Source organism: Ciceribacter azotifigens (assembly GCF_048159625.1).
GTDB lineage: Bacteria > Pseudomonadota > Alphaproteobacteria > Rhizobiales > Rhizobiaceae > Allorhizobium > Allorhizobium azotifigens.
In genome coordinates this window covers 1-26067 of sequence record NZ_JBLQTA010000004.1, presented here as the reverse complement: position 1 = coordinate 26067, position 26067 = coordinate 1, and the positions used below count along the sequence as shown (strand labels likewise).

General features: G+C 65.4%; 27 protein-coding genes. 13 read left to right on the top strand and 14 right to left on the bottom strand.

Annotated features, from left to right (window positions below; genetic code table 11):
• Positions 1–63 precede the first annotated feature (63 nt).
• Complete coding sequence (gene pdxR, locus ACM6UT_RS07460; RefSeq protein ID WP_416796721.1) at positions 64–1473, top strand: MocR-like pyridoxine biosynthesis transcription factor PdxR; 1410 nt, start codon at positions 64–66, stop codon at positions 1471–1473.
• A gap of 13 nt (positions 1474–1486) precedes the next feature.
• Positions 1487–1858, top strand: a complete 372-nt coding sequence (locus ACM6UT_RS07455) for an NAD(P)H-dependent oxidoreductase (protein ID WP_416796720.1) — start codon at positions 1487–1489, stop codon at positions 1856–1858.
• A gap of 41 nt (positions 1859–1899) precedes the next feature.
• Here ACM6UT_RS07455 and ACM6UT_RS07450 read toward each other — a convergent pair whose 3' ends face one another.
• Entirely contained in the window at positions 1900–2886 is a 987-nt protein-coding gene (locus tag ACM6UT_RS07450) for an AraC family transcriptional regulator (protein WP_416796719.1), read from the bottom strand.
• 101 nt (positions 2887–2987) lie between these two features.
• Between ACM6UT_RS07450 and ACM6UT_RS07445 the strand changes: the two genes are divergently transcribed.
• A complete protein-coding gene (locus ACM6UT_RS07445; protein WP_416796718.1) occupies positions 2988–4010 on the top strand; it encodes a zinc-dependent alcohol dehydrogenase family protein in 1023 nt (340 codons plus the stop codon).
• Positions 4011–4024: 14 nt separating this feature from the next.
• Positions 4025–4396 carry a hypothetical protein gene (locus ACM6UT_RS07440; protein ID WP_416796717.1) on the top strand — a complete coding sequence of 124 codons (372 nt, stop codon included), beginning with the start codon at positions 4025–4027 and terminating at the stop codon, positions 4394–4396.
• A gap of 17 nt (positions 4397–4413) precedes the next feature.
• Here ACM6UT_RS07440 and ACM6UT_RS07435 read toward each other — a convergent pair whose 3' ends face one another.
• The 6 genes from ACM6UT_RS07435 to ACM6UT_RS07410 form a co-directional block, all read right to left on the bottom strand.
• Positions 4414–6453 (bottom strand): ASKHA domain-containing protein, encoded by a 2040-nt coding sequence (locus ACM6UT_RS07435; RefSeq protein WP_416796716.1) that lies wholly within the window; start codon positions 6451–6453, stop codon positions 4414–4416.
• Positions 6454–6810: 357 nt separating this feature from the next.
• Complete coding sequence (locus ACM6UT_RS07430) at positions 6811–7776, bottom strand: methyltetrahydrofolate cobalamin methyltransferase (protein ID WP_416796715.1); 966 nt, start codon at positions 7774–7776, stop codon at positions 6811–6813.
• A 101-nt stretch (positions 7777–7877) separates the two neighbouring features.
• On the bottom strand, positions 7878–8969 hold the full coding sequence (locus tag ACM6UT_RS07425; RefSeq protein ID WP_416796714.1) for a methylenetetrahydrofolate reductase: 1092 nt from the start codon (positions 8967–8969) through the stop codon (positions 7878–7880).
• Positions 8966–9550, bottom strand: a complete 585-nt coding sequence (locus ACM6UT_RS07420; protein WP_416796713.1) for a methylenetetrahydrofolate reductase C-terminal domain-containing protein — start codon at positions 9548–9550, stop codon at positions 8966–8968. Before ACM6UT_RS07420 ends, ACM6UT_RS07425 begins: the two co-directional genes overlap by 4 nt.
• The gene (locus ACM6UT_RS07415) at positions 9543–9845 is read right to left on the bottom strand and encodes a virulence factor (RefSeq protein ID WP_416796712.1); all 303 of its coding nucleotides are present in this window, start codon (positions 9843–9845) and stop codon (positions 9543–9545) included. Before ACM6UT_RS07415 ends, ACM6UT_RS07420 begins: the two co-directional genes overlap by 8 nt.
• A 132-nt stretch (positions 9846–9977) precedes the next feature.
• The gene (locus ACM6UT_RS07410) at positions 9978–10769 is read right to left on the bottom strand and encodes a formyl transferase (RefSeq protein ID WP_416796711.1); all 792 of its coding nucleotides are present in this window, start codon (positions 10767–10769) and stop codon (positions 9978–9980) included.
• 425 nt (positions 10770–11194) lie between these two features.
• Here ACM6UT_RS07410 and ACM6UT_RS07405 point away from each other — a divergent pair, with 425 nt between their 5' ends.
• Both ACM6UT_RS07405 and ACM6UT_RS07400 read left to right on the top strand, forming a co-directional pair.
• A complete protein-coding gene (locus ACM6UT_RS07405; protein ID WP_416796710.1) occupies positions 11195–12565 on the top strand; it encodes a TIGR03808 family TAT-translocated repetitive protein in 1371 nt (456 codons plus the stop codon).
• Positions 12566–12739: 174 nt separating this feature from the next.
• Positions 12740–12883, top strand: coding sequence for an entericidin domain-containing protein (locus ACM6UT_RS07400; RefSeq protein ID WP_449250279.1), 144 nt, complete (start codon positions 12740–12742; stop codon positions 12881–12883).
• A gap of 32 nt (positions 12884–12915) precedes the next feature.
• Here the strand turns inward: ACM6UT_RS07400 and ACM6UT_RS07395 are convergent, their stop codons facing one another.
• Complete coding sequence (locus ACM6UT_RS07395) at positions 12916–13584, bottom strand: DUF1638 domain-containing protein (protein WP_416796709.1); 669 nt, start codon at positions 13582–13584, stop codon at positions 12916–12918.
• Between ACM6UT_RS07395 and ACM6UT_RS07390 the strand changes: the two genes are divergently transcribed.
• Positions 13583–13741: an entericidin domain-containing protein gene (locus ACM6UT_RS07390; protein WP_416796708.1), complete on the top strand. Its 159-nt coding sequence runs from the start codon at positions 13583–13585 to the stop codon at positions 13739–13741. The two genes, ACM6UT_RS07395 and ACM6UT_RS07390, sit on opposite strands and share 2 nt — an antisense overlap.
• 220 nt (positions 13742–13961) lie before the next feature.
• Here ACM6UT_RS07390 and ACM6UT_RS07385 read toward each other — a convergent pair whose 3' ends face one another.
• Positions 13962–14663, bottom strand: coding sequence for a corrinoid protein (locus tag ACM6UT_RS07385; RefSeq protein WP_129330632.1), 702 nt, complete (start codon positions 14661–14663; stop codon positions 13962–13964).
• A gap of 285 nt (positions 14664–14948) precedes the next feature.
• Between ACM6UT_RS07385 and ACM6UT_RS07380 the strand changes: the two genes are divergently transcribed.
• The 3 genes from ACM6UT_RS07380 to ACM6UT_RS07370 all read left to right on the top strand — a co-directional run bounded on the left by ACM6UT_RS07380 (position 14949) and on the right by ACM6UT_RS07370 (position 18175).
• On the top strand, positions 14949–16520 hold the full coding sequence (locus ACM6UT_RS07380) for a trimethylamine methyltransferase family protein (RefSeq protein WP_416796707.1): 1572 nt from the start codon (positions 14949–14951) through the stop codon (positions 16518–16520).
• A 149-nt stretch (positions 16521–16669) separates the two neighbouring features.
• Entirely contained in the window at positions 16670–17311 is a 642-nt protein-coding gene (locus tag ACM6UT_RS07375) for a ferredoxin (RefSeq protein ID WP_416797077.1), read from the top strand.
• A gap of 84 nt (positions 17312–17395) precedes the next feature.
• The gene (locus ACM6UT_RS07370) at positions 17396–18175 is read left to right on the top strand and encodes a phosphodiester glycosidase family protein (RefSeq protein WP_416796706.1); all 780 of its coding nucleotides are present in this window, start codon (positions 17396–17398) and stop codon (positions 18173–18175) included.
• A gap of 25 nt (positions 18176–18200) precedes the next feature.
• Here the strand turns inward: ACM6UT_RS07370 and ACM6UT_RS07365 are convergent, their stop codons facing one another.
• The 5 genes from ACM6UT_RS07365 to ACM6UT_RS07345 form a co-directional block, all read right to left on the bottom strand.
• A complete protein-coding gene (locus ACM6UT_RS07365; protein ID WP_416796705.1) occupies positions 18201–18554 on the bottom strand; it encodes a hypothetical protein in 354 nt (117 codons plus the stop codon).
• A gap of 115 nt (positions 18555–18669) precedes the next feature.
• Positions 18670–19689 (bottom strand): betaine--homocysteine S-methyltransferase, encoded by a 1020-nt coding sequence (gene bmt, locus ACM6UT_RS07360; protein WP_416796704.1) that lies wholly within the window; start codon positions 19687–19689, stop codon positions 18670–18672.
• Positions 19690–19779: 90 nt separating this feature from the next.
• Positions 19780–20823, bottom strand: a complete 1044-nt coding sequence (locus ACM6UT_RS07355; RefSeq protein WP_416796703.1) for a quaternary amine ABC transporter ATP-binding protein — start codon at positions 20821–20823, stop codon at positions 19780–19782.
• Complete coding sequence (locus ACM6UT_RS07350; protein WP_416796702.1) at positions 20816–21730, bottom strand: ABC transporter permease; 915 nt, start codon at positions 21728–21730, stop codon at positions 20816–20818. The genes ACM6UT_RS07355 and ACM6UT_RS07350 overlap by 8 nt, the downstream gene beginning before the upstream one ends.
• Before the next feature lie 105 nt (positions 21731–21835).
• Positions 21836–22834, bottom strand: a complete 999-nt coding sequence (locus ACM6UT_RS07345) for an ABC transporter substrate-binding protein (RefSeq protein WP_416796701.1) — start codon at positions 22832–22834, stop codon at positions 21836–21838.
• A 670-nt stretch (positions 22835–23504) separates the two neighbouring features.
• Here ACM6UT_RS07345 and ACM6UT_RS07340 point away from each other — a divergent pair.
• The 3 genes from ACM6UT_RS07340 to ACM6UT_RS07330 form a co-directional block, all read left to right on the top strand.
• Positions 23505–24959, top strand: a complete 1455-nt coding sequence (locus ACM6UT_RS07340; RefSeq protein WP_416796700.1) for a cobyric acid synthase — start codon at positions 23505–23507, stop codon at positions 24957–24959.
• Between the two features lie 84 nt (positions 24960–25043).
• Positions 25044–25313, top strand: a complete 270-nt coding sequence (locus ACM6UT_RS07335) for a DUF982 domain-containing protein (protein WP_416796699.1) — start codon at positions 25044–25046, stop codon at positions 25311–25313.
• 322 nt (positions 25314–25635) lie between these two features.
• On the top strand, positions 25636–26067 hold a 432-nt coding region (locus tag ACM6UT_RS07330), incomplete at its 3' end, for a hypothetical protein (RefSeq protein ID WP_416796698.1).

Genomic DNA, 26067 nt, shown 5'->3' with positions numbered 1-26067 from the left:
GCGTCCTTGGCTGTTTCGAGCCACAGCTAACGGACGACATTGGTCCGAAACAGGTCCACTTTCATGGATAATTTGCAAACCAATCTGCCGGACTGGTCGATCCTCATGCCGGTGCTGCCGGAGGAGGGCGCGCGGCCGCAGGCGCTCTACGCGGAAATCCGCCGGCTGATCGAGGAGGGCGGTCTGCCGCCCGGCGCCAAGCTGCCGACGACGCGCGACCTCGCCGCGCGGTTCCGGCTTTCGCGGGGCGCGGCGGTGGCGGCTTATGAGATGCTGATCGCCGACGGCTTCGCCGAGGCGCGTGTGGGGGCCGGAACCTATGTGGCCCGCGCCGTGCCGAACACCGCCGGCCGGCCGGTCCGCGCGCGGACACGCCCGCCAGAACCGCAAGGGCCGCTTCCCGGCGCACTCGGTTGCTCGACCGCCGACGAGATGACGATCCGCACCTTCCGCACGCTCCTCAACCGGCACCTGACACAACCTTCCGCCCGGCACTATCACTACGGCGACCCGGCGGGCGGCGAGGATTTGAGGGTCGAGATTGCCGCCTATCTACGTGCGGCGCGCGGGGTGCGCTGCGAGCCCGACCAGGTGATCATGACCTCCGGGAGCCAGCAGGCGCTGGACCTCATGATCCGCTCGTTGCTGCGGCCGGGCGATCCGGTCTGGGTCGAGGACCCGTGCTATCCGATGGCGAAGGCGGCACTTGCCGCTGCCGGTCTCGCCCTGACCGCGGTGCCGGTCGACGCCGAGGGCATGGACGTGGCGGCCGGCGAGGCGCTGCAACCGCGGGCGCGTGCGGCCTATGTGACGCCTTCGCACCAGTATCCGCTCGGCGTGACGCTCACCATGGCCCGGCGGCTCAAGCTGATCGACTGGGCGCGGCACAACGACGCCTTCGTCATCGAGGACGACTACGACAGCGAGTTCCGCTTTTCCGGGCCGCCGCTCACCTCGCTGCAGGGCATCGACGGCGAGGGGCGGGTGATCTATGTCGGCACGTTTTCGAAGACGCTGATGCCGGGCTTCCGGATCGGCTACATGGTGGTGCCGCGATCGCTCGTCGGGCGTATCCTCGAGGTGCGCCGGCTGACGGACCGGTTTCCCTCGACGCTCTTCGAAAGCGCGCTCGCCGAATTCCTGCGCGAGGGCCATTTCGCCGCGCATGTGAAACGCGCCCGGCGGCGGGTGCGGGCGGCGCGCGATGCGCTGACCGGCGTGCTTGAGGATGCCGGCATGGCGGTGACAACGCCGGAACAAGGCCTGCACATGGTGGTGGAGGCGCCGCCCGGCCGCAGCGATGCCGAACATGTGCTCTTCGCCGCTGCGCACGGCTTCGGCTTGCGTGCGCTTTCGCCGATGTATGACGGAGGCGCAGGCCGGCAGGGCCTCGTCATCGGCTTCTCCGGCTTTCCCGCGGAGGTGCTCGCCGCCGCGGCCGCGCGGTGGGTGGCGAATCTGGCGAGGCTTTGATCGACCGGGAGAGGTGGCGCCGGCGATCCAGATCGTGATGAACTGGCGGAGCATCCTGCCGGCCGGCGGCGCGGCACCGGCGCGGCTGACGGGACTGATCGACCGCGTGTTCCTGCCCTGCGTGACGTTCCAGTACATCGAGGGCAAGGCGCCTCCCAAGCCGCTGACGAAAGGGCGGAAGGCGAGCGTGGTGATCGCCTCGGACACGCCGACCGTCTTCCTGAAATGGATCTACGGCAATGGCTGGGTGAAGGTGCTCAAGCGGCAGATCCTGGCGTTCCGCGGCCTTTCCGACCTCAAGGTCGCCTATCACGCGTCGGTGCGCGGGGAAAAGCTCGAGGCGCTGCCGAAGATGGTCGAGGCGGCGCCGGGGATTTTGGGCTGAGGGGAGTGTCGGAGGTGATTGTGGTTTGTCCGACGGCAACATCACTGCAGCAAGTCGACGCCCGGGATATCTTCGTCAGAAGCCTTCAAGACCCTAGAAGCGTTGGGAGGTTGTGCCACCATCCTGGCCTCACGGTGTGCGGCCCTATATGCAGCGGGGGATAAGCTCATGCGCTTGGCAAAGGCCCGAATGAAGGACGGTTCCGATTCGTAGCCGACGGCATGTGCCACCACAGACACCGATTCCCTCGTTTCCCTCAGTAAAGTGGCCGCCCGATGCATGCGCCATTCGGTCAGGTAATCGATTGGCGTGGATCCAACCTTTTCGCGGAATGCGGCGGCGAAAGCCGAGCGGGACATACCACAGATCTTTGCAAGCGTTGACACATCCCAGTCCCGCTGGACGTCGCGATGCAAAGCGTCAAGCGCAGCGCCAATCTTGCGATCAAACATCGCGCCGATCCAGCCCGTCTGTCGAGCATTCGCGGCATGGAAGCGCAACGCCTGAATAAGGATGATGTCGACCAACCGACTAACGACCAGCCTGCTGCCGAGGCTGGGGCTTTGCGTCTCTACATTGAGCAAGTCGAGCACCGCCGGCAGGGTGCGAGCCCGTTCGACGTCGAGCCTGCAGACGAGATGTTGCGGCAAGATGTCGAGTAAAGGCTTGCCGCTGGCTGGCTCGAAGCGAAACCATCCGGCGACGATCGATGCGCGTGCGCCATCGCCGCCTAGTCGGACACTTTCGCCAATGTGATCACGCACCGTTTCAGCGCATGACTTCATTGCAGAGCCATCTTGGTCTTGAAGGTGAAAACCGTCTCCGTGTGGGACGACAAAGCATTCACCTGCGCCGAGGCGGAATGTCTGACCGGCAATCGAAAAGAGGCACTCGCCTTCAATTACCAGCCCAAAACGTGCGGTCTCTCCCGCAGCGAAGGCCACGCCCCAGGGCGCACCGACATCCAGTCTGGCATACAGCGCCGTTTCGACGCGGGTCGCGGCAAGCAGATTTGCGATTGGATCCACCCAGAACTCCTGTACGATTGGATATATATATTGGACTTTCAGGCATCAAAAGTCCACCGCAAGCGTGATACCTCAACTCCAAGGGAAACGAGGTAACAGTGATGCGAAATTTTCGTCTGGTCCGTTTTGGCAGCCCGGAGGGCATTGAGAGACATGATGAAGCAATACCGGCAGGTGGTGCATATGACGTGACGATTCGGGTGCGAGCAGCCGCGCTCAACTATCGCGACGTGATGATCATGAACGGGGTCTATCCGATACCGGTGAAAGCGGCGGTCGTTCCTCTTTCGGACGGTGCGGGCGAGGTTGTCGAGGTTGGAGCGAATGTCAGCCGCTTCGTGGTCGGTGATCGGGTCTGCAGCACCTACTTCATGCGCTGGTTCGGTGGGCGGTTGACGCGCGAGTCCGCGGTTCACCAATTCGGTGCCACGCATGATGGCTGGTTGACAACATACCATGTGGCAGACGAGAGCGGGCTGGTCAAAATTCCCGAGCATCTGTCTTTTGAAGAGGCCGCTTGCTACCCCTGCGCAGGGCTAACAGCCTGGTCCGCAATCATGAAGGGCCGCCCACTGCTGCCCGGCGAGCAATGTCTGGTCGTGGGCGGCGGAGGCGTCGCACTGTTCGCTATCCAGTTTGCGCGACTGGCCGGCGCCCGTGTCATCTCGGTTACGACCAATCCGGCCAAAGCTGCGCTGATGCGCAGGCTCGGCGCTGATCATGTTGTCGTTGCCGCTGCGGCGGATGACTGGAGTGCTAGTGTCCTGCAGTTGACCGCCGGGCGTGGCGTTGATCATGTGGTTGACGCGGTCGGGCCACCGACATTGATGCGGTCGATTATGGCGTGCGGACTTGACGCTGAAATCGCGCTAGCAGGTGCGTTTCCACTTGGCGATGCGGCATTCGATCCAGGCGTTTTGATGGGGCGTTTGGTGACCATCCGCAGACTGGCCGTTGGCAGTCGGGAAGATGCAGAAGACATGATGCGGGCCGTGGCGGACCACCGACATCGCCCGACAATCAGTCGAGTCTTTCCTTTTGACGACGCAAGCGCAGCATATGGTTACCTCATCGCGGGCGGAGCCACAGGCAAACTTGTGATCGAAGGCAACACTTCGGAATGAGAGGAGCTTCATCCATGACCGAGGACGTAATGCAGCACGCCATAGCCGTTCACTATGTCAGTCTGTGGAACGAACCCGACGCGCAGGCTCGACGGTCGGCGATCGAACACCTTTTTGCGCCGGATGCGGTCCACCACACCCCCTCAATGAGCGTGAAGGGCTACGACGAGCTTGAACGGCGGATAGCCGATGCTCATGCGAAATGGGTGCGCGCGGCGGGATACGGTTTCTTTCTAACCGACGTGACCAGGGGACATCATGGAGGATTCTTGCTCGATTGGCATATGGCGACAAGCGAGGGGAGCGAACCGGTTTCGTCGGGAACGGACTTCATGATGCTGAACGAGCACTGCAGGGTCGTGTTGGATTACCAGTTTGTCAGATAGCACAACACGGTACGCCCTTACTCCCTGACCCGTCGTCTCCTGCGTCCGCCGCCTTCGGCGTCGCCGTCCGCGAGGAGCTTGCGTTCGGGGAGCGTGACGGCGGTGGCGAGTTTCGGGAAGGGATCGACCTTGTTCGGCAGCGCCATGGCGTCGATGAAGAGCTGCTGGAAGTGGGGTTCGAGCGCGGTCTCGATCTTCTCGATGCGCCTGACCGTCTCCTCGATTTCGCGGCGGTGGTCGCGGTTGAGGAGTGCCATCAGCGCGCCGGTCCCGGCGGCATTGCCGACCGCCTTGACCTCGGAGAGGTCGCAATCGGGGATGAGGCCGAGGACCATTGCGTATTTCGGATCGATGAAGGAGCCGAAGGCACCGGCGAAGCGGATGGTGTCGACGGTCTCGACGCCCTGCTTTTCCATCAGCAGCTTGATGCCGGCATAGAGTGCCGCCTTGGCAAGCTGGATGGCGCGGACGTCGTTCTGGGTGACGGTGATCTTCTGGGCGCCCTCATGCAGCAGGTAGGAGAAGGTCCGGCCGTTTTCGAGGATGCGCGGGCTTTTCGCTGTCAGCGAGCCGTCGACGACGCCGTCGGCGGAGATGACGCCGGAGAGATACATTTCGGCGACGACCTCGATGATCGCCGAGCCACAGATGCCTGTGATGCCGGTCTTTTCCGCGGCCTCTGCAAAGCCGTCCTCGTCCGACCATTGTTCGACGCCGATCACCTTGAAGCGCGGTTCGAGCGTTTCCGGATCGATGCGCACGCGCTCGATCGCGCCGGGTGCGGCGCGCTGGCCGCAGGAGATTTCCGCGCCCTCGAAGGCCGGGCCGGTGGGCGAGGAGGCGGCGACCGTGCGCTGGCGGTTACCGAGCACGATCTCGGCATTGGTGCCGACGTCGACCAGCAGCATCATGCGGTCCTGCCGGTGCGGGCCTTCCGACAGCGTGGCGCCGGCGGCGTCCGCCCCGACATGGCCGGCGATGCAGGGCAGCAGATAGGTGCGGGCGCCGGGGTTCAGCGCGAGCCCGATGTCCTTCGCCTGGCAGGTGACCGCGCCGGAGACGGCGAGCGCGAACGGCGCCTGGCCGAGTTCGGTCGGGTCGATGCCGAGGAACAGGTGGTGCATGATCGGATTGGCGACGAAGACCGAATCGAGGATGTCCGAGCGCGAGACGCCGCCCTCCGCGCAGACCTTGTCGACGAGTTCCGATACCGCTTCGCGCACGGCTTTCGTCATCGCCTCGCGGCCGTCCGGGTTCATCATCACGTAGGAGACGCGGCTCATCAGGTCTTCGCCGAAGCGGATCTGCGGGTTGGAGGCGCCGGAAGAGGCGACGACGCGGCCCGACAGCAGCGAGACGAGGTGCATGGCGATGGTGGTCGAGCCGATGTCGCAGGCAAGGCCGTAGGCCTCGTTGTGCAGACCGGGCCAGAGGGCGACGATCGTCGGGCGCGAGGTCGGGCTGTCGCGGTGGATGGCCGCGGTCACGGACCAGTTGCCCTTGCGGAGGATCTTCTGGACCTCAGAAAGAAGGTTAGGTTCCACCTGCAGGTCGCTGTAGTTCCAGTCCTTTTCAAGAACAATCTTCATCCGGTCGAGATCGCCGAGCGGCTTGTGCATGTCGGGTTCGTCGAGTTCGACATAGCAGAGGTGGACGGCCGGATTGCGCTCGATGACGCGGTCGCTCGCCGCCTTGCGCACCACCTGGGCATTGACCACGGCATCCTGCGGCACGTCGATGACGAGATCGCCCTCGATCGTCGCGGAGCAGGAGAGGCGGCGGCCTTCGGGGAGCGTGCGCACCTCGGCGTAGCGCTTCTCCTTCGGGCCGACGGGAGAGATGTGGTCGTTGGAGGAGACGATACCGTGCTTGGCGAAATTGCCCTCCTGCACCTCCACCTGACAGCGTCCGCAGGTGGCGCGGCCGCCGCAGACGCTCTCGACGTAGACGCCGAGCTGGCGTGCTGCCTCCAGCACCGGCGTGCCGACAGGGAAGCGGCCGCGCTTGCCGGACGGCATGAAGAGGATGAGAGGATCCCTGGACTGGCTTTCGCTCATGTCGAACTCGTCTTTCCTGTGCGAACGTCATTGCCGACGCGGGGCCGGCCGTTCTCGATAGACTGCACTGGTCCGGCGGCTGACGTCCGTCAATTTCCGACATGGAGATGCGTCCGCCGGACTTTTGCCCGCGGAAGCGCCGACACGCAAGCGCCGAAATGTCAGGGTCGATCGGTGGTGGTGATCCGGGCGTCGATGCTGATCGTGCTCGTCAGGATGTCGATGTAGAGCAAGAAAAGGCCTGACGAAAAACGGTTCGCCGCATGTTGCTGCGGCGAACCGTTCCGTCAAGAGGTCTGTCCCCGGTGGTCTTCCTCGTCTCTCGGGCGGGGAGAAGAGGGTGTCACGCGTGCCGGATCACTCGGTGGCGGCACCTGCGCCGACGCGGGCGGCACGGCCGCCGCGGCGTCCGCCGCCGGCGGAGGCAGCAGCCGGGGCCGGGGCGGCAGCGCCGCCTTCGGCGGGCTTGTAGTCGCGGTAAGTCTTGATCCAGTTGTAGCAGTTCTCGTCGGTGCCGTTCAGCACGTTGGCGGCGCGCACGGCCTCCATTTCCTGCGGACGGCAGGGGTTCATGATCGCCGACGTCATGCCGGCGCCGATGACCATCGGGATGAAGCCGGCATTGATGCCGTGGCGGTGCGGCAGGCCGAAGGAGATGTTGGAGAGGCCGCAGGTGGTGTTGACCTTCAGTTCCTCGCGCAGGCGCCGGACGAGGGCGAAGACCTGCAGGCCGGCCGAGCCGACGGCGCCGATCGGCATGACGAGCGGGTCGACGACGATGTCGCAGGGCTTGATGCCGTAGTCGGCGGCGCGCTCGACGATCTTCTTGGCGACGGCGAAGCGGACGTCGGGGTCCTGCGAAATGCCGCTCTCGTCGTTGGAGATCGCAACGACCGGCACGTTGTACTTGGCGCAGAGGGGCAGGATGGCTTCGAGCTTCTCTTCCTCGCCGGTCACGGAATTGATGAGCGGACGGCCCTTGGCGACCTTGAGTGCGGCCTCGATGGCAGCGGTCACGGAGCTGTCGATGGAGAGCGGCACATCGACGAGGCCCTGGACGATCTCCATGGTCTTGACGAGGAGGCCGGGCTCCGTCTCGTTCGGATTGACCGAGGTGACGCCGGCATTGACGTCGAGCATGGTGGCGCCGGCGGCGACCTGTTCCAGCGCGTCCTTGATGACGGTGTCGAAGTTGCCTTCCATCATCTCGGCGGCGAGCTTCTTGCGGCCGGTGGGGTTGATGCGTTCGCCGATGACGCAGAACGGCTGGTCGAAGCCGATGACGATTTCGCGGGTGGCGGACGCGACGATGGTGCGGGTCATTTCATTCCTCCGGTCGGATGCGCGGGAGAGCAGTCTAACGCGCGGGCAATGGGTTCAAAAGACGGTTGCCGGCGCGAGCGTCGCGCCGGCTTTCGATCTGGTCAATGGGGATGCTGGGCGGCGATGCCGGCGAGCTGCTGCTGGTCCTCGACCTTTTCCTCGCGGATCGCTTCCAGCCGTTCGGCGACAAGCGCGTCGACCGGGTTCGGCTCGCGCTTCCAGGGCCTGCGGCCCTTCAGCACGCCGGATTCGTGAACGATTTCGGCGACATATTCCTCCTGGCGGTAGGCCATCACGTGGATGCCGGAGATGCCTGCAATCTCCTTCACCTCGTTGATGATGTCGATGCAGAGCTGCTTGCCTTCCTTCTTCTGGTCCTGGGCCCCTTCGAGACGGGCGATGACGTGGTCCGGGATGTGGACGCCCGGCACGTTGGAGCGGATCCACTTGGCGGTCTTGGCGGACGCCAGCGGGCCGACGCCGACGAGGATGAAGCATTTCTCGTCGAGGCCGAGATCGCGGACCTTCTGCATGTAGTCCCTCAGCATCGGCACGTCGTAGCAATACTGGCTCTGCACGAACTGGGCGCCGGCGGCGATCTTCTTGGCCAGCCGATACGGGCGGAAGTCGTAAGGCGGCGCGAACGGATTGATCGCGGCGCCGAGGAAGACCTGCGGCGGCGTCGTGAGCTTGCGGCCGGAGAGGAATTTTGCCTCGTCGCGCATGGTGCGCACGGTTTCAAGCAGCGACATGGAATCGAGATCGAAGACGGGCTTGGCGCCCGGCTGGTCGCCGGCCTGCACGCCGTCGCCGGTGAGGCAGAGGATGTTCTGCACGCCCATGGCGGAGGCGCCGAGCACGTCGCCCTGGATGGCGATGCGGTTCTTGTCGCGGCAGGCGATCTGCATGATCGGCGCATAGCCCATGCGGGTCAGAAGCGCGCAGATGCCGACCGAGGACATGTGGCAGTTGGCGCCCGACGCATCGACGGCGTTGATGCCGTCGACCCAGCCGTCGAAGATCGCCGCACGTTCGTAGACGTCGTGCGGATTGGCGCTGTCGGGCGGATTGAGTTCGGCGGTGACGGCGAATTCGCCGCGCCGCAGGACGCGTTCGAGGCGGCCGCGGGAGGAGTGGCCGGGCAGCGGGTCGAGCGGCAGGCCGGGATCGACGGGATTGATGTCGGGGCTCATGCGTTCTCCCCCTTCTTGGCGTTTTCGCGGGCAGCGGCGGCTTCGGCGGTCACGCGCAGCCAGGACGAGGTTTCGCGCAGCGACTGGTTCACCGGCTTCTGGACCTTGAGGATCGCATCGCCGTTGACCATGTTGCGGGAGCCGGCCCAGGCCTGCACCCAGACGCAGGGCATGTCGGGCTCGACCTCGCAATGGCCGTTGGCGCGGACGCCGCCGCAGGGGCCGTTCCGGAGCTGCTTCGGGCAGTTCATAGGGCAGGACATGCCGGTCGAGGACAGCACGCACTGGCCGCACATGCGACAGTCGAACAGCAGGCCCTTGACGTTGCGCTCGACGAAGGTCACCGGCCGCTCGACGCGGCCGTAGCCGATGCGGTTCCAGAGCGGATGCAGCCACAGGAAGGCGTCAGCGAAACGACCGTAGAACCATTCGAGGAAGCGCGAGTGGCGCACCGACCAGAGACGGATGGTGTAGGAACGGCGGGCGCGGCGGTTCGGCGACACCGCGGCCGGCGTATAGGCTCCCGTCGCCGCCTTCCTGGCCGGCGCCGCATTGCCGGGGCCGGGTTTGCCGTCAACCATTCTCGCGTCCTCCCTTCTGGACGAGCGCGACGAGCCGCGCCTTGTCATATGCCTCTTCGATCGCGGCCGCAGCCTTGTCGGCTTCGGTTTCGAGATCGTCGGAGACCGGCACGTGGTCGCCCTTGCGCCATTCGGCGAGATAGTCGTCGGTTTCGGCGGCGCCGGTGCGCATCGCGCACATGTCGATCGCCTCGGTGAAACGCAACGACAGTTCGCGTTTTGCCGTCTTCCTGCCCTGCTTGACGATCACCTGGGCGGGGATGTCGCGCCAATAAACGATGATGCGGTCTGCCATGGCTTTTCGGTCTCCTTTTCCGCCACATTGCACAGGCCCCGTGCGGCGGACTGCGCTTGCGACGACGTCGCATAGAGCAAAAAGCGACGTCGCAGAGAATTCCTGCATTTGTGCTCCCGGTCGAGCGGGAACCTACCAGATGCCGCGGGTGAGGCCGTAGCGCAGCCAGGTCCAGAGGGGTGGCGGAAAGCGCAAATGCGACGGCCCTTCGGCGGGCTTCGGCCGCAGCCGGCCGTGAACGGCGTCCTCGACCGCCTGCTCGACGATTCCGAGCGAGGCGATGGTCAGCGTCAGCGGATAGGTGGCGATGAAATCGCCGGGTTCGGGACGGGTGTGGACCTCGTAGAGCGTGCCGCCGGTGTCGGTGCCGGCATCGACCAGGTGCACGGTGGCGCCGAAATTGCCGGCGTCGTTGAGCGCCAGCGACCAGTATCCACCCATCTGGCCACGGTAGGCGGGGTTGATGCCCGCATGGAGGTTGAGGACCGGGCAGGGAAGGTTCTCGATGGTCGTCCGCGCCATCAGCCGGGTGCTGACGAGCAGGATCACGGCGGGTCGAAGCTCCCGGATGAGCTCGGCGCATCGGGGATCGTTGATGGAGGCGACCCGGCTGACCGGGACACGTTCCGGCATCACCGGATCGGCGTTGCGGTTGCGACAGATCTCGGCGGTGCGGCGGGCGGCGAGCGGGCGGAGAAGACGACCGGCCATCATCGTCGCAAGCTGGCCGAGTGCGTTCAGCCAGCCGAAGCGGCGCGCACGGCGACGAGTGATGTCGAGCTTCGATTCCGGGTCTTCGAGGATGACGTGGAGGTTCGGCCAGCGCGCGGCAAGGGCATTGATGACGACGGCGGGATTGGGGCCTCCGGCGGTCATCACCACGACGCGGGCGTCTTCGGTCATCTCCGGCGGATTTAGCGTCATTCGGGACTCGCAGAACGGGGCCGCAGGGGCTGGCTCAGAAGACGAGGGCGAGTATGGCACCCGCCGTGCGGCGTCTGCGCCAGACGCTCCAGCAGCAGCGAAAGATGCTCGCCTGAGGCGCCTTCTCCGTTCCGGTCGAAAGCTGCCGTCACCGGCTCCGCTCCGTCTGCCATCATCTTCGTTTCAATCTCCATAAGAACCATCGTGCCCGGAAAATGTTGCGGCTGAATTAAGGCGGCCGTGGTGGCGACGCGCGGGCAGCGCCGCGTTTTCCGGCATTTCGTTCAACCTATTGGCGATCATTCCGGTCACAGAAACAACCAGAATCGAGATTAGGATTATATTCCTCTGATGTCGAATGCTGCGTCAGGGGTGCTGAAAATAGGTCCGTCCGAGAAGGCGGGAACGACAGAAGGAGACGTCAAATGCCCTATTACAAGCGTGAAAGCGAAGTCCTGGTTCTCAGTGCCGCGACGACTTCCCCCGGCACCGGCTGGGTGTCGACGACCGTGCAGAATGCGATGAACTATGCCCGCACGAACGGGCTGACACTGGTGCTGCTGAGCGGCATCTTCTCAACGGGTGCGCTGACCGTCGACACGGCCACCGGCGGCGGGCAGAAGCTCACGATGCGGGCGGCCGTCGCGGGGGCGGCGACGCTGCGCTTCACCAGCGGCAGCCATCTGCTGCAGGTGAACGGCATCAACGACGTTCTGCTGGCAGGGGTCGTGTTCGACGGACAGAACGCCGCGATCAGCGACGGCTCGAACCAGGCGGGCCTGGTGCGCTTCCAGAACTGCACGGGCTTTCAGCTCACGGGCTGCAGGGTGACCCGTAGCGCCAAGGCCGGAGTCGTGGCGCTCACCGGTGCGCAGGGCACGATCGTCGACTGTGCGATCGACAACTGCTCGGTCGGCGTGCTTGTCTACAACAGCCGCGTGACGGTGGCGCGCAACCGCATCACCACCTGCTCGAACAACGGCGTCTATGTCTGGCGCGAGCCGGCCGGCGGCGGCGTCGAGTATGACGGGTCGACGATCATCGACAACATCATCGACGGCATCGCCACGGCCGGCGGCGGCACCGGCCAGAACGGCAACGGCATCGTGGTCTACAGGGCGGTCGGCGTGAAGGCGTCGGGCAACACGATCTCGAACGTGCAGTATTCCTGCATCCGCTTCAACGCTTCCGGCGCGGCCCAGATTACCGGCAACCACTGCATCTCGGCGCGGGAATGCTCGGTCTTCGTCGAAGCGACCGCTCCGGGCCTGACCCTCGACGGCGCGGTGGTCGCCGACAACATCATCGAGCAGGCGGGCGACGGAATCAAGGTCGTCAATCTCGGGCTCTACAGCGACGGCATAGCCCGGCGGATCGCGATCTCCTCGAACCACATCCGCCACATTACCAAGAACACGATCAACGATCCGGGCTATTCGCCGACCGTCTCCAATGCCTGCGGCATCCAGGTGGAGGGGCTCTGCGTGCTGACCGGCAACATGATCGAGGATGCCGCCGGATTCGGGATCGTGCTCGGCACCAACGAGGCGACCTACGACCTGCTGGCGACCGGCAACCTCGTCCAAGCCTCCGTCACCGGCATCGGCTATTCGAACAACGGTTCGGCCGGCCGGATCTCGATCGTCGGCAATGTGGTGAGCGGTTCCACGAACGGTTCCATCGTTCCGGTGGCGTTCAACGGCGTCAACTTCTACCGTGTCGGGTCGACAGATGTCGCCAATACCGCCGACAGCCAGACCGGCAACGTCTATGTCGGCAACAACCGCGGCTATTGAGCCGGCATGACCTGCCGCCGGGGGTGGGGAAACCCGCCTCCGGATGGCAGTCCGGGCCAATGATTTTCGAAACCGCGCTTCGCCTTGCTTTTACCCAAAGCCGGTGCGATGGACGCTCTCGCAGATTCGCTTTGGAACAAGAGAGGAGAGGTTAACCCCGTGTCCTTTACCCGCATCTCCGCGGCCGCCCTGATCGGCCTTGCACTTCTTTCGCTTGCCGGCTGCGGCAATACGATCCGCGGCATCGGCCGCGACGTCGGCAATGCCGTCGACGCCACCCAGGATGCCGGCCGCAGCGTCGCCCATTCGGTCGACTGATCTCTTCTTTGTGGCAAAACCGGTGAACGGCCTCAGCCGTCCGTCTTCGGGGCGGCGAGCGCCTTCAGCTCGTGTTGCAGGTCGCCGTAGCCGGTGAACCGGTATTCGTAAGCGAGTCCGAGGCGGGCTGCGGCTTCGCGCGCCTTGACCTGCAGTTCGGGATCTTCCTGCTGCGAGAGATAAACGAGCTTCTCGTAATTGCCGAAGTAGAGGTCGCGGAGTTCCGGGTGGCGGTCGAGGCCGAGCGGCTCGATGACGAAGGCCTCGAACTGGCGGGCGAGAAAATCGGTGAGGAAGAAGGTGGTGACGTCGTCCTCGCGGGCGGCGAAGGCGTCGTTGCCGGAAAAGAACGAGTAGCAGTGGGGGCCGGAGAGGCGCTCGATGCCCTCGCGGGCGAGCACCGTGTCGAGAAGCCCGCCGGTGCCGCAATCGGCATAGGCGACGAAGACGCGGGCGGCACCCGCGGCGCGCGCCTCGGCGATCGCCTGTTCGACGCCCGGCGCAATCTTTTCCGGTGTCGCATGCCAGATCGCCGGGAGGCAGGTGAGCTCGATATGGTCGAGCCCGTTCATGCGGGCGACGGCGAGGATCTCGCGGGCGAGGGCGCCGCAGGCGATGACGTGAACTTTTTGCCGCCCGCCGCGTTGGAGGGAGGCAGAGCCGACAACGTCATCACCATCGTTTACGGAGTTCTCGATCATGATTTTCAGGCAACTCGCAATCGCTACGGTTCTTCTCGCGTCGGGCGTCGCTCTTGCCGGCTGCGGCAACACCATTCGGGGGATGGGCAAGGACACGGCCAATGCCGTCGATGCAACCCAGGCCGCCGGACGGGATGTCGACAACGCCGCGAAGTAGGCCGGCGGAGGCGTTCCCATATCGCCGCAGTCCCTCGCGCGGTTGAGCGCCTATTATATGGTTGCCGCCCTGGTGGCGGCAAGCCTGTCATCGGTCTGGCCCAAGCCCGGCCGGCAGACGGAGCCGGCGGCCTTCACGGTTGTCGCCGGAGAATGGGAGGCCGGCCGCTGAGGCGGCCGGCGCAGCAGTATTTGAACGGAACCGCAGATCGCGGCCGCGATCAGGCGCGGGCGCCGAGGCTGTTGTGGCGGCGGGCGACGAATTCCTTGGCGGTTTCCACGGCCACGGCCGCGTCGCGACAATAGGCGTCCGCACCGACGGCCTTGCCGAATTCCTCGTTGAGCGGCGCGCCGCCGACGAGCACGACGTAATCGTCGCGGATGCCCTTTTCCTTCATCGTGTCGATGACGACCTTCATGTAGGGCATGGTCGTGGTCAGAAGCGCCGACATGCCGAGGATATCGGGCTTTTCGCGTTCCAGCGCTTCGAGATAGTTCTCGACCGGGTTGTTGATGCCGAGGTCGATCACGTCGAAGCCCGCACCTTCCATCATCATACCGACGAGGTTCTTGCCGATGTCGTGGATGTCGCCCTTGACGGTGCCGATGACCATCTTGCCCTGCTTCGGCGCGCCGGTGGCGGCGAGCAGCGGGCGAAGAATGGTCATGCCGGCCTTCATGGCGTTCGCAGAGAGCAGCACTTCCGGCACGAAGAGGATGCCGTCGCGGAAGTCGACGCCGACGATGCGCATGCCTTCGACGAGTGCCTTGGTCAGGACATCGTAGGGAGCCCAGCCGCGATCGAGCAGGATGCGGGTGGCTTCCTCGATCTCCTCCTTGAGGCCGTCATAAAGGTCGTCGTGCATCTGCTGCACGAGCTCGTCGTCGGACAGATCTTCAAGAATGATTTCGTCATCTGACATTGTATTGGTTCCCGCTTGCCTGAAACGCGATTCCGATTGCAGTTCGAGACTGCCTGTGATGCAGTTAAACCGCAATATAGCAGAAACCCCCTTTCGAATGCGACGTTGCGTGCCGCGAAAAGCGACGGCGGCGACAGCGTCGATGTCGGTCCGGTGCCCGTCTCGCGCCGCGCGATGTCTGTCTCATGCAAGTGGTTGGCGCATTAAGAAAGGTTTCACGCCTCAAAACGAATAGCATAGCCGCGATAACGAGCGCCGCTCGGGCGCGAGAGCGAGGAAAAGACCATGGACGAGACGACACAGCAGACGGGCGCCGCCGCAGGCCGGCGTTCGCGGGGCGAGGGCCGCGGGGCGGCGGCACGCCGGGCATCGCGCGGAGGAGCTGGCGCGGGCCCGCAGATGCCCTACATCACCCGCAAGATCGCGGTCTACGAAGTGCTGGACGAGGAAGGTCTCTCGATCATCGAGCGCAATGCCGACACCGTGCTCGAGGAAATCGGCATCGAATTCCGTGACGACGCCGAGGCGCTCGACATGTGGAGGAAGGCCGGCGCCGACGTGAAGGGCGAGCGCGTGCATTTCCCCAAGGGGCTCTGCCGCGAACTCCTGAAGACTGCCCCCTCGGAATTCACCTGGCACGCGCGCAACCCGGAACGCAGCGTCCAGATCGGCGGCAATGCGACCGTGTTCGCGCCCGTCTACGGTTCGCCCTTCGTGCGCGACCTCGACGGCAACCGCCGCTATGCGACGCTCGAGGACTTCCGCAATTTCGTCAAGCTCGCCTACATGGCGCCGTCGATCCACTCGTCGGGCGGCACTGTCTGCGAGCCGGTCGACATCCCGGTGAACAAGCGTCACCTCGACATGGTCTACAGCCACATCAAATATTCCGACAAGCCGTTCATGGGCTCGGTGACCGCGCCGGAGCGCGCGGAAGATTCCGTCGCCATGGCGAAGCTGGTCTTCGGCGACGAGTTCGTCGAGAACAATTGCGTGATGCTGAACCTCATCAACGCCAACTCGCCGATGGTGTTCGACGAGACCATGCTGGGCGCGGCCAAGGTCTATGCCCGCCACAACCAGGCCTGCGTGCTGTCGCCGTTCATCCTCTCCGGCGCGATGAGCCCGGTCACGGTCGCCGGCACGCTGACGCAGATTCTCGCGGAAGTGCTCGCCGGCGCCTCCTTCACCCAGCTCGTGCGTCCCGGCGCGACGGTGCTCTTCGGCACGTTCGCGGCCTCGATCTCGATGCAGTCGGGTGCGCCGACCTTCGGCACGCCGGAACCGGCGCTCGTTTCCTATGGTGCCGCCCAGCTCGCCCGTCGTCTCGGACTGCCGTTCCGTACCGGCGGTTCGCTCTGTGCCTCCAAGGTGCCGGACGCCCAGGCCGCGCATGAAAGCGCCAACACGCTCAACATGACGCTGCTCGCCGGCACGAACTTCGTGCTGCACGCCGCCGGCTGGCTCGAAGGCGGGCTTGCCGCCTGCTACGAGAAGTTCATGATCGACCAGGACCAGTGCGGCATGATGCAGAAGATGGCCGCCGGCGTCGATCTCTCCGAAAGCGGCCAGGCGATGGACGCGATCCGCGAAGTCGGCCCCGGTGCCCACTATCTCGGCTGCGCCCACACCCAGGCGAACTTCCAGACGGCCTTCTATCGCTCCGCGCTCGCCGACAACAATTCGTTCGAGCAGTGGGAGATCGAGGGCAAGAAGCGGATCGAGGACCGCGCCAACGCGCTCTGCCGTTCGTGGCTCGACTCCTACGAGGCGCCGGCGCTCGACGAGACGATCGACGAGGCGCTGCTTGCCTATATCGCCAAGCGCAAGGACGAGATGCCCGACGCCTTCTCTTGAAGGCATCCCGAAGCCAGGGAGCAAGGCGGAGCGGTGGCGGTGGCCGACATGATCCAGGAGGAGGTCTGGCGCCCGCATTACAAGTTCGAGGGGCCGCGGTGAGCGGCCCTGAGAGACTGCTGCGCGCGGCGCTCCGGCCGCACGGGCTCATGCCGCGCGGCAGCGTGCATTTCGCAGACGGGGAGGGCGGACCGCGTCTTCCCGGCGGCACTACGGCCCGCACCGTCGTGCTCGTCGGCCATGCCGGCGGCGCGATGTGGCGGGCCTTCTGCGACTGGCGGGCGACGATGCCCGCCGAGCTTGCCGACCCGCTCGACACCTGGTCGAAGGCGGTGATCGGCCCGATCGCCGCGGCCTTCGGCGCCTCTCCCTACTATCCCTCCGATCCGCCTTACCAGCCCTTCCAGCGTTGGGCGATCGCCGCCGAAGGGCTTGCTGTCTCGCCGCTCGGCATCCTTGCCCATCCCCGCTACGGCCTCTGGCACGGCTATCGCGGCGCACTCGGCTTTGCGGAGGTTTTCACGGACATCAAGACGGAAGAGGGGACGGGGACGCCGGTCTGCGAAAGCTGCCGCGAGAAACCGTGCCTGACAGCGTGTCCCGCGGGCGCGGTGACTGTGGCGGGTTTCGATGTCGCCGCCTGCCGGCGCCACCTCGCCTCTGAGGAGGGGCGGACCTGTCTCGAACAGGGGTGTCTCGCCCGCGCGGCCTGCCCGGTTGGCCGCGACCACACCTATCCGGCGGACCAGATCCGTTTCCACATGGCGGCACTTTCGCTGCCCGCCGGCTGAGCGGCTTCCAACGCGCGAGCAACTGCGGCATAAGTCTCGACACCGGCGCGTGCAGGTCGGGCGGCTTCAGCAGACAGGAAATCGATGAGAATTCAGCGGGTTTTCGCAAGGCGCCTGGTTGCCGCAATCGTTCTGATGGCCGCGTCGGCGTGTCTTTCAGGGCCGGCGATTGCCGCGTGCCGCGACCTCGTCGTCGAAAACACCGCTTACACGGCCTGCGACTTCGATCCGAAGACGGAAGAAATCCGCATCTACCACAGCGATCCCGCGGGCAGGCCGTTTTCCGGCTTCGACGCGCTGGTGCGGCAGCTCTGGGAGGAGCGGCACTATCTCGTCTTCGCGACGAACGGCGGCATGTACCACGACGATCTCTCGCCGGTGGGGCTCTTCGTCGAATACGGGATCGAGCGCCGGCCGATCAGCATGAAGGCGGGATGGGGAAATTTCCACCTGCTGCCGAACGGGGTGTTTTCGGTGAAGGACGGCAAGGCGACGATCACCGAAAGCCGGCGCTATGCCCTTGGCCACACCGCAGCCGACTATGCGACCCAGTCGGGGCCGATGCTGGTGATCGACGGGGCGCTGCACCCGAAATTCCTACCGGACAGCGACAGTTTCAAGATCCGCAACGGCGTCGGGGTGGATCGGGACGGCAAGGTCCATTTCGTCATCGCGAACACGCCGGTGCGCTTCTACGATTTCGCCCGCCTCTTCCGCGACACGCTCGGCTGCCCGAACGCGCTCTATCTCGACGGGACGATCTCCAGCGCTTACATCCCCGAACGCGGGCGGCGCGACCGCCTCTTTCCGCTCGGACCCATCATCGCGGTGATCGGCGCCGTGCCGCAATTGAGCGGGCGGTGAGGCGGTGCGCTAGAGTTTGCCTTCCTCAGACGGACGCCTTCGGATAGGCGCGCTCGAGGCCGCCGGAGCGGTCGAGGCCGGTGCGGAATGAGCGGTAGGCGGGGTGCTGGCCGGATTTCGCCGCTTCCGAAAGGCGGATCTGCAGCCGGGCGGGCGCGGTGTCGCCGAGCCATTCGCCGCAGCGTTCGAGTTTCAGGGAATTGAGGAAGGGCGCAGCCGCCGCGCGGTCGAGATAGAGGTGCAGGCCTTCGAACAGGCTTTCGTCCTGCGCCGGGTTCTCGAAGAGGAGTTTGAGGAAAGCCTGGTCGGCATCGGCAAGCGTGCCGAGCTTGTCGGCGACGGTTTCGCGGTCGGGGAAGGGGAGCGATTGCGCGGACATGACGTGTTCCCTCGTCTTTTCGATTCGGCTGTCTTTTCATCCGGATAGGACAGCCGGGCCGGCGACGCAAGCGCGGGAGACGGCTGCCCGGCGAATGACCGGGCAGCCGATGCGATCAGCCGCGGCGGCGACCGCGACGTTCGCGGCCGGCATCGCCCGAGGATTCCTCGGCGGTCTTGTTGCGCAAAGGGCCGATGTGCTCGACGATGGTCTCGATCGTCGGGCGGGGGCCCGGCGTATAGTTGTCGAGCGCCTGCCGCATGGCGGCGAGGTGGCCGCAGGAGGTGCCGCAGCAGCCGCCGATGATCTTCGCGCCGGCGTCGCGGGCGAGCTTGGCATATTCGGCCATCAGTGGCGGCGTGCCGGAATAGTGGATCTCGGCGCCGCGATATTCGGGAATGCCGCAATTGCCCTTGACGATGACCGTGGCGGCCGGATCGGCGGAGGTCATGTCGAGCAGGCTCGCCAGGATGTCGGAGGCGCCGACGCCGCAATTGGCGCCGACGGCGACCGGGCCGTCGCCGATGTCCTTCGCAACGCCGTGGATGTCCTTCGGCGCAAGGCCCATCATCGTCTTGCCGGCGGTGTCGAAGGAGCCGGTGTAGGTGTAGGGCAGGCCGACCTTGACGGCGGCTTCGGCGGCGGCGCGAATTTCCTCCGGCGAGGACATGGTCTCGATCCAGGCGATGTCGACGCCCCCGGCCTTCAAGCCTTCCATCTGCTCGACGAAGGCGGCGACGGCATCCTCGTAGGTGAGCGCGCCGAGCGGCTGCAGGAGCTCACCCGTCGGGCCGACGGAGCCGGCGACGATGACCTTGCGCGGCGCCTTGTCGGCGACGGAGCGGGCGATCTCGGCGGCCTTCCGGTTGAGATCGAAGACGCGATCGTCCGCCTTGTGGAGCTTCAGCCGGTGACGGGTGCCGCCGAACGAATTGGTGAGGATGATGTCGGCGCCGGCATCGACGAAGTCCTGGTGGAGTTTCACGATCCGCTCCGGGTGGCTCTCGTTCCAGAGCTCCGGCGCCTCGCCGGCTTCGAGCCCCATGGCGAACAGGTTCGTGCCGGTCGCGCCATCGGCGAGCAGGACGCCCTTTTCGGCAAGCAGTCTGGAAAGCGGATCGGAAGCGGTGGCCATGGGTCGTCCCCTCTAAGAAATCAATCGGTCAACCCATAGAGAATGCCGGCCTGCGCCGCAACGGGATTTGCCGCCAGCGTCTCCTGCGGCTCAATCCGCGGCGGGCGATGCATCGGCCGGTGTCACGATGGCGGCGAGGATGGCCGCGAGATCAACGGTTCCGACGAGTGCGCCATCCGCATCGACGACTGCTGCGATGGACCGGCCGGCGCCGGTCATCGTGCGCGCGGCATCATCGAGGAGGGTCGAGGCGGGCAGGGCGAGGTCGCTTGCGGTGCCGTCCACGGGCCGCGTGACGGAGCCGAGCTCGATTACCCGGCCGCGGTTCACCTGCCGTACGAAGGCGGCGACGTGGTCGTCCGCGGGGGCAAGCACGATCTCCTGGCCGCTTCCCTGCTGGACGATCTCGCCGTCGCGGAGGATGACGATACGGTCGCCGAGGGCCAGCGCCTCGTCGAGATCGTGGGTGATGAAGACGACGGTCTTCTTCAGCTCCGCCTGCAGGTCGAGGAGCATCGAGCGCATGTCGACGCGGATCAGCGGATCGAGGGCGGAGAAGGCCTCGTCCATCAGCAGGATGTCGGCATCGGTGGCGAGCGCGCGGGCGATGCCGACGCGCTGCTGCATGCCGCCGGAGAGCTGGTTCGGATAGTGCTTCTCGTATCCGGAAAGACCAACACGGGCGATCCAGCGGGCGGCGCGTGGTATGCCGTCCCGACGGGGAACGCCCTGGACCTTCAGCCCGTAGAACGCGTTTTCGAGGACGGTGCGATGGGGCAGGAGGGCGAAATTCTGGAAGACCATCGCGGTGCGGTGCCGGCGAAATTCGCCAAGCTCGGCAGCGTTCATGCGGCAAATGTCGATGCCGTCGCAGAAGACCTCCCCGGCGGTCGGCTCGATCAGCCGGTTGATGTGGCGGATGAGCGTCGACTTGCCGGAGCCGGAAAGCCCCATGATGACGGTCACCTTGCCGGCTGGAATGGTCATGTCGATGTTCTTGAGGCCGAGGACATGGCCGTGGCGGCTGTTGAGTTCGGCCTTTGAGAGGCCGGCTTTCACCGCGTCGACATAGCGCTCGCCGTGCGGACCGAAGATCTTGTAAAGGCCGCGGATCTCGATCCGCCCCTCAGCCATGGACGACCTCCAGATGCCGCTGCAGGCGCTTGCCGTAGGACTGGCTCGCCCGGTCGAAGACGACCGCGATCGCGACCAGCGCGAAGCCGTTCAGGAAGCCGATGGTGAAGAACTGGTTGGTGATTGCCTGCAGCACGTTGCGGCCGAGCCCGCCCACGCCGATCATCGAGGCGACGACGACCATGGCGAGCGCCATCATGATCGTCTGGTTGACGCCGGCCATGATGGTGGGAAGCGCAAGCGGCAACTCGACGTCGAAGAGCCGGTGGCGGGCGGAAGAACCGAAGGCGTCGGCCGCCTCGACGACCTCACGGTCGACGAGACGGATGCCGAGATTGGTGAGGCGGATCATCGGCGGCACGGCATAGACGACGACGGCGATGAGGCCCGGCACCTTGCCGATGCCGAAGATCATCACCACGGGGATGAGATAGACGAAGCTCGGCAGCGTCTGCATGACGTCGAGGACGGGGATCACCGCCGCCTGCAGCCGGTCGGAGCGGGACAGCGCAATGCCGAGCGGGATGCCGACGGCGACCGAGACGGCCGTGCAGACGGTGACCATGGCGAGCGTCACCATGGTGTCCTCCCAGAGCCCGAGGAGACCGATCGCGACGAGCGCGGCAATCGCGCCGAGCGTGATGCGGAGATCGCGGCCGACCGCCTGCACGACGCCCGCGACGACGAGCAGCACGAGCGGCCAGGGCGCATCGACGAAGAGCTTTTCGAGACCGTTCAGAAGCCATTGCAGCGGTTCCGTCGCACGGTCGATCGCGTCGCCATAGGTGCGCACGAAGGTCTTGAAGGCGGCGTCGACCGATTTGCGAAGATCCCGCAGCAGGCCCTCGTCGAGGGCGGGAAAACGGCAGGCGAGTTCGGGCAGGAAGGCGCAGATGCCAGAGGCCATATCTCGAGGTCCTTTCGGGATGCCGGCGAGAGAGGTCAGCACCGGGGGCGAACGGAGGCCGGCAGGAGGCGGCCGCACACGGGAGGCGCGGCCGTGAGGGTTGGCTCAGAGCGATTCCTTGACCTTCGCCGCGACGTCGGCGGGGACCCAGGTCGTCCAGAGATCGGGATATTCCTTGAGGAAATGTTCCGCCGCCTCTTCGTTGTCCGCCTGGTTCGCGTCCATCCAGGCAAGCACGGCGCCGACCGTCTGGTTGTCCCACTTGCGGGTCTTCACATAGTCCATCGCGACGCTCGCCTTTTCGGCGAAGGCCTTGGTGACGACGGTGAACACGCCGGCGACCGGATAAGAATTGACTTTCGGGTCCGGGCAGTCGGCGATGCCGGTGCAGCGGTCCCATTCGGCCTTGTCGTGTTCGACGCCGAAGCTCAGCTTCACCATCTCGTACTTGCCGAGGATCGCCGTCGGGGCCCAGTAGTAGCCGAGCCAGCCGGCCTTCTTCTCGAAGGCGTTGGCGATCGAGCCGTCGAGGCCGGCGGCCGACCCGGTGTCGACCAGCACGAAACCCTTGTCCGCGGCACCGACCGCCTTGAAGAGGTTGGCGGTCGAAATCTGGCAGGTCCAGCCGGACGGACAGTTATAGACCGCGCCTTTTGACGGGTCTTCCGGCGCGGGGAAGAGTTCCGGATGCGCCAGCGCCGCCTCGACCGTCCTGATGTCGGGATGGGCGTCGGCGAGGTATTTGGGGATCCACCAGCCTTCGACGCCGCCGTCGCTGAGGATCGGCGCGGCCCGGATCAGCCGGCCTTCCTTGACGGCCGCGTCCATCAGATCGCGCACCGAGTTGACCCAGAGCTCCGGCGCCATGTCCGGTTCGCCCTTCTCGTCCATCGAGGCGAAGGTCGGTACGGTGTCGCCGGTGACGAGCGTGACGCTGCAGCCGTAACCTTTCTCCAGGATGATCCCGTCGACATGGGCGGCGACGCCGGCCGAGGCCCAGTTCATTTCGGCAATCGAGACATCGCCGCATTCGGCGGCTCCGGCGGTTCCCGCGACGGACTGGAGCCCGGCGGCGAGAACGGCGGCGGCGAGAAATTTCATCATGTCTTCGGACCTCCTGGTCTTGATGGTTCCCTTGTCTTCTCTTTCTTCGACGGCTTGCGTCGCCTGCAGTGCTGCTCCGTGCTGTCGCCCATACGACAGATTTGCCGCGCCATTGTGACGGCACGCCCGACGACGGACCGCGCGGTGTCAGGAGACGCCCGGTCCCGGCACGGATGCCTCACGTCTCTATGGGGCACCTTGTCAAAGCGTATCCTGTCCGGCGGATAAATCAACCTTCCGTCCGTCTTTTCGCGTTAACAAACGATTTCATCCGGCTGGAAATAAATGTTTTTCTCTATGTTCTAAATTTCCGGAGCGAGATCAATGAGCGGCGCGAAAATGCGAACAAGCCGACGCAAGTAAACCAAGTGGAAAGAATGTCCGTCTATGGTCGGCGGTGCGGTCTTTCGCCGTCAGCGTCTCCGGCTCATTTGTTTTGCGTACCGGAGACGCTGAAAGACCCGGCCCTCGCTGGCCGACGCTCGGGGGCCATCCGGGCCGGATGCACCGATCGTGCCGCCGTCAAGGCGGCTATTCTTTTTCCAACGAATGCGAAGACGAACGTCCCGAGGCGAGAGCCCTTGCGGCGCGGACGAGATTTGGGCAGGAGAGAAGGGGCGAGCGGCCCCCGAGGCCGAGGCGCGGCTGCGAGGTCCGGGAGAACGGCGGAATGGCGAAAGCGGTGATGTTGCAGGGGACCGGCTCAGACGTCGGCAAGACCGTGCTGGTCGCAGGCCTCTGCCGGCTCGCCGCCAATCGCGGGCTGAAGGTACGCCCCTTCAAGCCGCAGAACATGTCGAACAACGCGGCGGTCGCCGACGACGGCGGCGAGATCGGCCGGGCGCAATGGCTGCAGGCGCTTGCCGCGCGCACGCCGTCTTCGGTGCACATGAACCCGGTGCTGCTGAAACCGCAATCCGACACCGGCAGCCAGATCATCCTGCAGGGGCGGGTGTTCGGGCAGGCCAAGGGCAGGGATTACCAGCGGCTGAAGCCGCAACTGCTTTCCGCCGTGCTCGAAAGCTACGAGACGGTGCGCGACGGTGCTGACCTCGTGATCGTCGAAGGCGCCGGGTCGCCGGCGGAGATCAACCTGCGCGCCGGCGACATCGCCAACATGGGCTTCGCGTCCCGTGCGAAGGTCCCCGTCGTGCTCGTCGGCGACATCGACCGCGGCGGGGTCATCGCTTCGCTGGTCGGCACGCACACCATCCTGCCGCCCGAGGACCGGGCGATGATTACCGGTTACATCATCAACAAGTTCCGCGGCGACGTCTCGCTCTTTGCCGACGGGATCACCGCCGTCGAAGGCTTTACCGGCTGGCCGTGCTTCGGCGTGGTACCTTTCCTCAAGGCCGCGTCCCGGTTGCCGGCAGAGGATTCCGTCGTGCTGGAACGGCTTGCCGGCGGCAGTCGTGCCGCACTCAAGGTGGCGGTGCCGATGCTCTCGCGGATCGCCAATTTCGACGACCTCGACCCGCTTGCCGCGGAGCCGCAGGTGGAACTGGTCTTCGTGCGTCCAGGCGAACGCATTCCTGCTGATGCCGGCCTCGTCGTGCTGCCGGGATCGAAATCGACGATCGGCGACCTCGAGGACCTGAAGCACCAGGGCTGGGACGACGACATCGCCGCGCATGTGCGTCGTGGCGGGAGGGTGATCGGCATCTGCGGCGGCTACCAGATGCTGGGGACCAGCGTCGCCGATCCGCTGCGGATCGAAGGCGAGCGCGAGCGGGTGGCGGGGCTCGGACTGCTCGACGTCGAGACCGTGATGGCGCCGGAAAAGACGGTTCGCAACAGTTCCGCACATTCGGTGGACTACGGCGTGCCGCTGTCGGGCTACGAAATCCACATGGGCTGCACCGAAGGGCCGGACTGCGCCCGCCCGCCGGTGATGATCGACGGACGCGCCGACGGGGCGAGTTCGCCGGACGGTCGTGTCATCGGCACCTACCTGCACGGGCTCTTCGGCAGCGACGCCTATCGCAGGCGGCTGCTCGCGAGCTTCGGGATCGAGGGCGGCGGAGAGAGCTACCGCGCCGGCGTCGAGGCGGCACTCGACGAGGTTGCCGCCGAGCTGGAGAGGGTGCTGTCGCGGGACTGGCTCGAACGCCTGCTCGGGTAATAACGGGGCAGCGTCACAATTTCTGCGCCTTCGTCGGGAACTTCCTTCCTCCGCGGACGTTTGTCGCCCGCCATGGAGGACCACATGAACGAACTGCATATCACCTGGTGCAAGCCCGTCATCATCCGCCTTCCCTCGGGACTGACCCGCCGATTCGACGGCCCCTACGAGGCGAAGGACTTCCTTGAAAACGAATGGCCCCTTCGTCGCGGCAGGCACCGCGACAATGCATCGCGGCAGTGCGAGGCAGCCCTGAAGCGCATCTGCAGCGCCGAGATCGCCCGGGAGGCCTTCATTGCGGCGGCCATCGAGGCGGACTGCTACGATACCGGCGAAATCGCCGCCGCCGCCTGATTTTCTTCAGCTTTCGGCAGTGCGGACCGGTGCGGAAATCGCGCCGGTCCAGCCGGTTGTCCGCCGATAGGAACGGTCGCACGCCGCAGCAATACCCAAAATTTCGTATGCCTAAAATTTGAAGTACGAACACAATGAAGGCGTAATCGAAAGTATCCATGCTGGGCGATGCAGGTCTCCTGCTGATTCTCAGGGTGGAACTAATATGCGGCTGACATCTCCCTCATTCTCGTCAAAGCTGTTCTCGGGAATCGCTCTCGCGGCGTTTCTTGGGGGCGCAAGTATATCTCTAAACAGTGCCTCGGCGCAGGAAGCTCCGCACTTGACGAAAGTCAAGGCGGCGGCCGTCGAGCGCAAGACTGTCCAGTTGACTGCCTACATCACCGGCTACAGCTACTGGGACAACACACCGCCGGGCTCGGCGGAAATCGCGCGCCCCGTCGTCCATCGCCTCGCCGGCGGCAGCGGCAGTTACAACGACCCGATCACGCTGGCTGTCGGCCACTCGATCGCCAACGGCCGCCAGACGCTCGACGTGCCCGCCGGGACACGTATCTACCTCAAGCGGCTGAAGAAGTACGCAATCGTCGAAGATGTCTGCGGCGACGGTCCGCGTCCGCAGACCGGGCCCTGTCATACCGGCCACCGCGGCCATCCGTGGTTCGACATCTATGTCGGCGGTGCCGGCAGCACGGCCGGAAGGGCGCAGGCCTGCATGAACCGGATCACGGCCCTACAGACGGTCGTCATCCAT

Excerpts from the sequence above, each read along its gene's own strand:
- pdxR (WP_416796721.1), top strand. The coding sequence starts at position 64 with ATGGATAATTTGCAAACCAATCTGCCGGACTGGTCGATCCTCATGCCG.
- ACM6UT_RS07445 (WP_416796718.1), top strand. The coding sequence starts at position 2,988 with ATGCGAAATTTTCGTCTGGTCCGTTTTGGCAGCCCGGAGGGCATTGAG.
- ACM6UT_RS07440 (WP_416796717.1), top strand. The coding sequence starts at position 4,025 with ATGACCGAGGACGTAATGCAGCACGCCATAGCCGTTCACTATGTCAGT.
- ACM6UT_RS07435 (WP_416796716.1), bottom strand. The coding sequence starts at position 6,453 with ATGAGCGAAAGCCAGTCCAGGGATCCTCTCATCCTCTTCATGCCGTCC.
- ACM6UT_RS07430 (WP_416796715.1), bottom strand. The coding sequence starts at position 7,776 with ATGACCCGCACCATCGTCGCGTCCGCCACCCGCGAAATCGTCATCGGC.
- ACM6UT_RS07425 (WP_416796714.1), bottom strand. The coding sequence starts at position 8,969 with ATGAGCCCCGACATCAATCCCGTCGATCCCGGCCTGCCGCTCGACCCG.
- ACM6UT_RS07420 (WP_416796713.1), bottom strand. The coding sequence starts at position 9,550 with ATGGTTGACGGCAAACCCGGCCCCGGCAATGCGGCGCCGGCCAGGAAG.
- ACM6UT_RS07415 (WP_416796712.1), bottom strand. The coding sequence starts at position 9,845 with ATGGCAGACCGCATCATCGTTTATTGGCGCGACATCCCCGCCCAGGTG.
- ACM6UT_RS07410 (WP_416796711.1), bottom strand. The coding sequence starts at position 10,769 with ATGACGCTAAATCCGCCGGAGATGACCGAAGACGCCCGCGTCGTGGTG.
- ACM6UT_RS07405 (WP_416796710.1), top strand. The coding sequence starts at position 11,195 with ATGCCCTATTACAAGCGTGAAAGCGAAGTCCTGGTTCTCAGTGCCGCG.
- ACM6UT_RS07390 (WP_416796708.1), top strand. The coding sequence starts at position 13,583 with ATGATTTTCAGGCAACTCGCAATCGCTACGGTTCTTCTCGCGTCGGGC.
- ACM6UT_RS07395 (WP_416796709.1), bottom strand. The coding sequence starts at position 13,584 with ATGATCGAGAACTCCGTAAACGATGGTGATGACGTTGTCGGCTCTGCC.
- ACM6UT_RS07385 (WP_129330632.1), bottom strand. The coding sequence starts at position 14,663 with ATGTCAGATGACGAAATCATTCTTGAAGATCTGTCCGACGACGAGCTC.
- ACM6UT_RS07380 (WP_416796707.1), top strand. The coding sequence starts at position 14,949 with ATGGACGAGACGACACAGCAGACGGGCGCCGCCGCAGGCCGGCGTTCG.
- ACM6UT_RS07375 (WP_416797077.1), top strand. The coding sequence starts at position 16,670 with ATGCCGCGCGGCAGCGTGCATTTCGCAGACGGGGAGGGCGGACCGCGT.
- ACM6UT_RS07370 (WP_416796706.1), top strand. The coding sequence starts at position 17,396 with ATGAGAATTCAGCGGGTTTTCGCAAGGCGCCTGGTTGCCGCAATCGTT.
- ACM6UT_RS07365 (WP_416796705.1), bottom strand. The coding sequence starts at position 18,554 with ATGTCCGCGCAATCGCTCCCCTTCCCCGACCGCGAAACCGTCGCCGAC.
- bmt (WP_416796704.1), bottom strand. The coding sequence starts at position 19,689 with ATGGCCACCGCTTCCGATCCGCTTTCCAGACTGCTTGCCGAAAAGGGC.
- ACM6UT_RS07355 (WP_416796703.1), bottom strand. The coding sequence starts at position 20,823 with ATGGCTGAGGGGCGGATCGAGATCCGCGGCCTTTACAAGATCTTCGGT.
- ACM6UT_RS07350 (WP_416796702.1), bottom strand. The coding sequence starts at position 21,730 with ATGGCCTCTGGCATCTGCGCCTTCCTGCCCGAACTCGCCTGCCGTTTT.
- ACM6UT_RS07345 (WP_416796701.1), bottom strand. The coding sequence starts at position 22,834 with ATGATGAAATTTCTCGCCGCCGCCGTTCTCGCCGCCGGGCTCCAGTCC.
- ACM6UT_RS07340 (WP_416796700.1), top strand. The coding sequence starts at position 23,505 with ATGGCGAAAGCGGTGATGTTGCAGGGGACCGGCTCAGACGTCGGCAAG.
- ACM6UT_RS07335 (WP_416796699.1), top strand. The coding sequence starts at position 25,044 with ATGAACGAACTGCATATCACCTGGTGCAAGCCCGTCATCATCCGCCTT.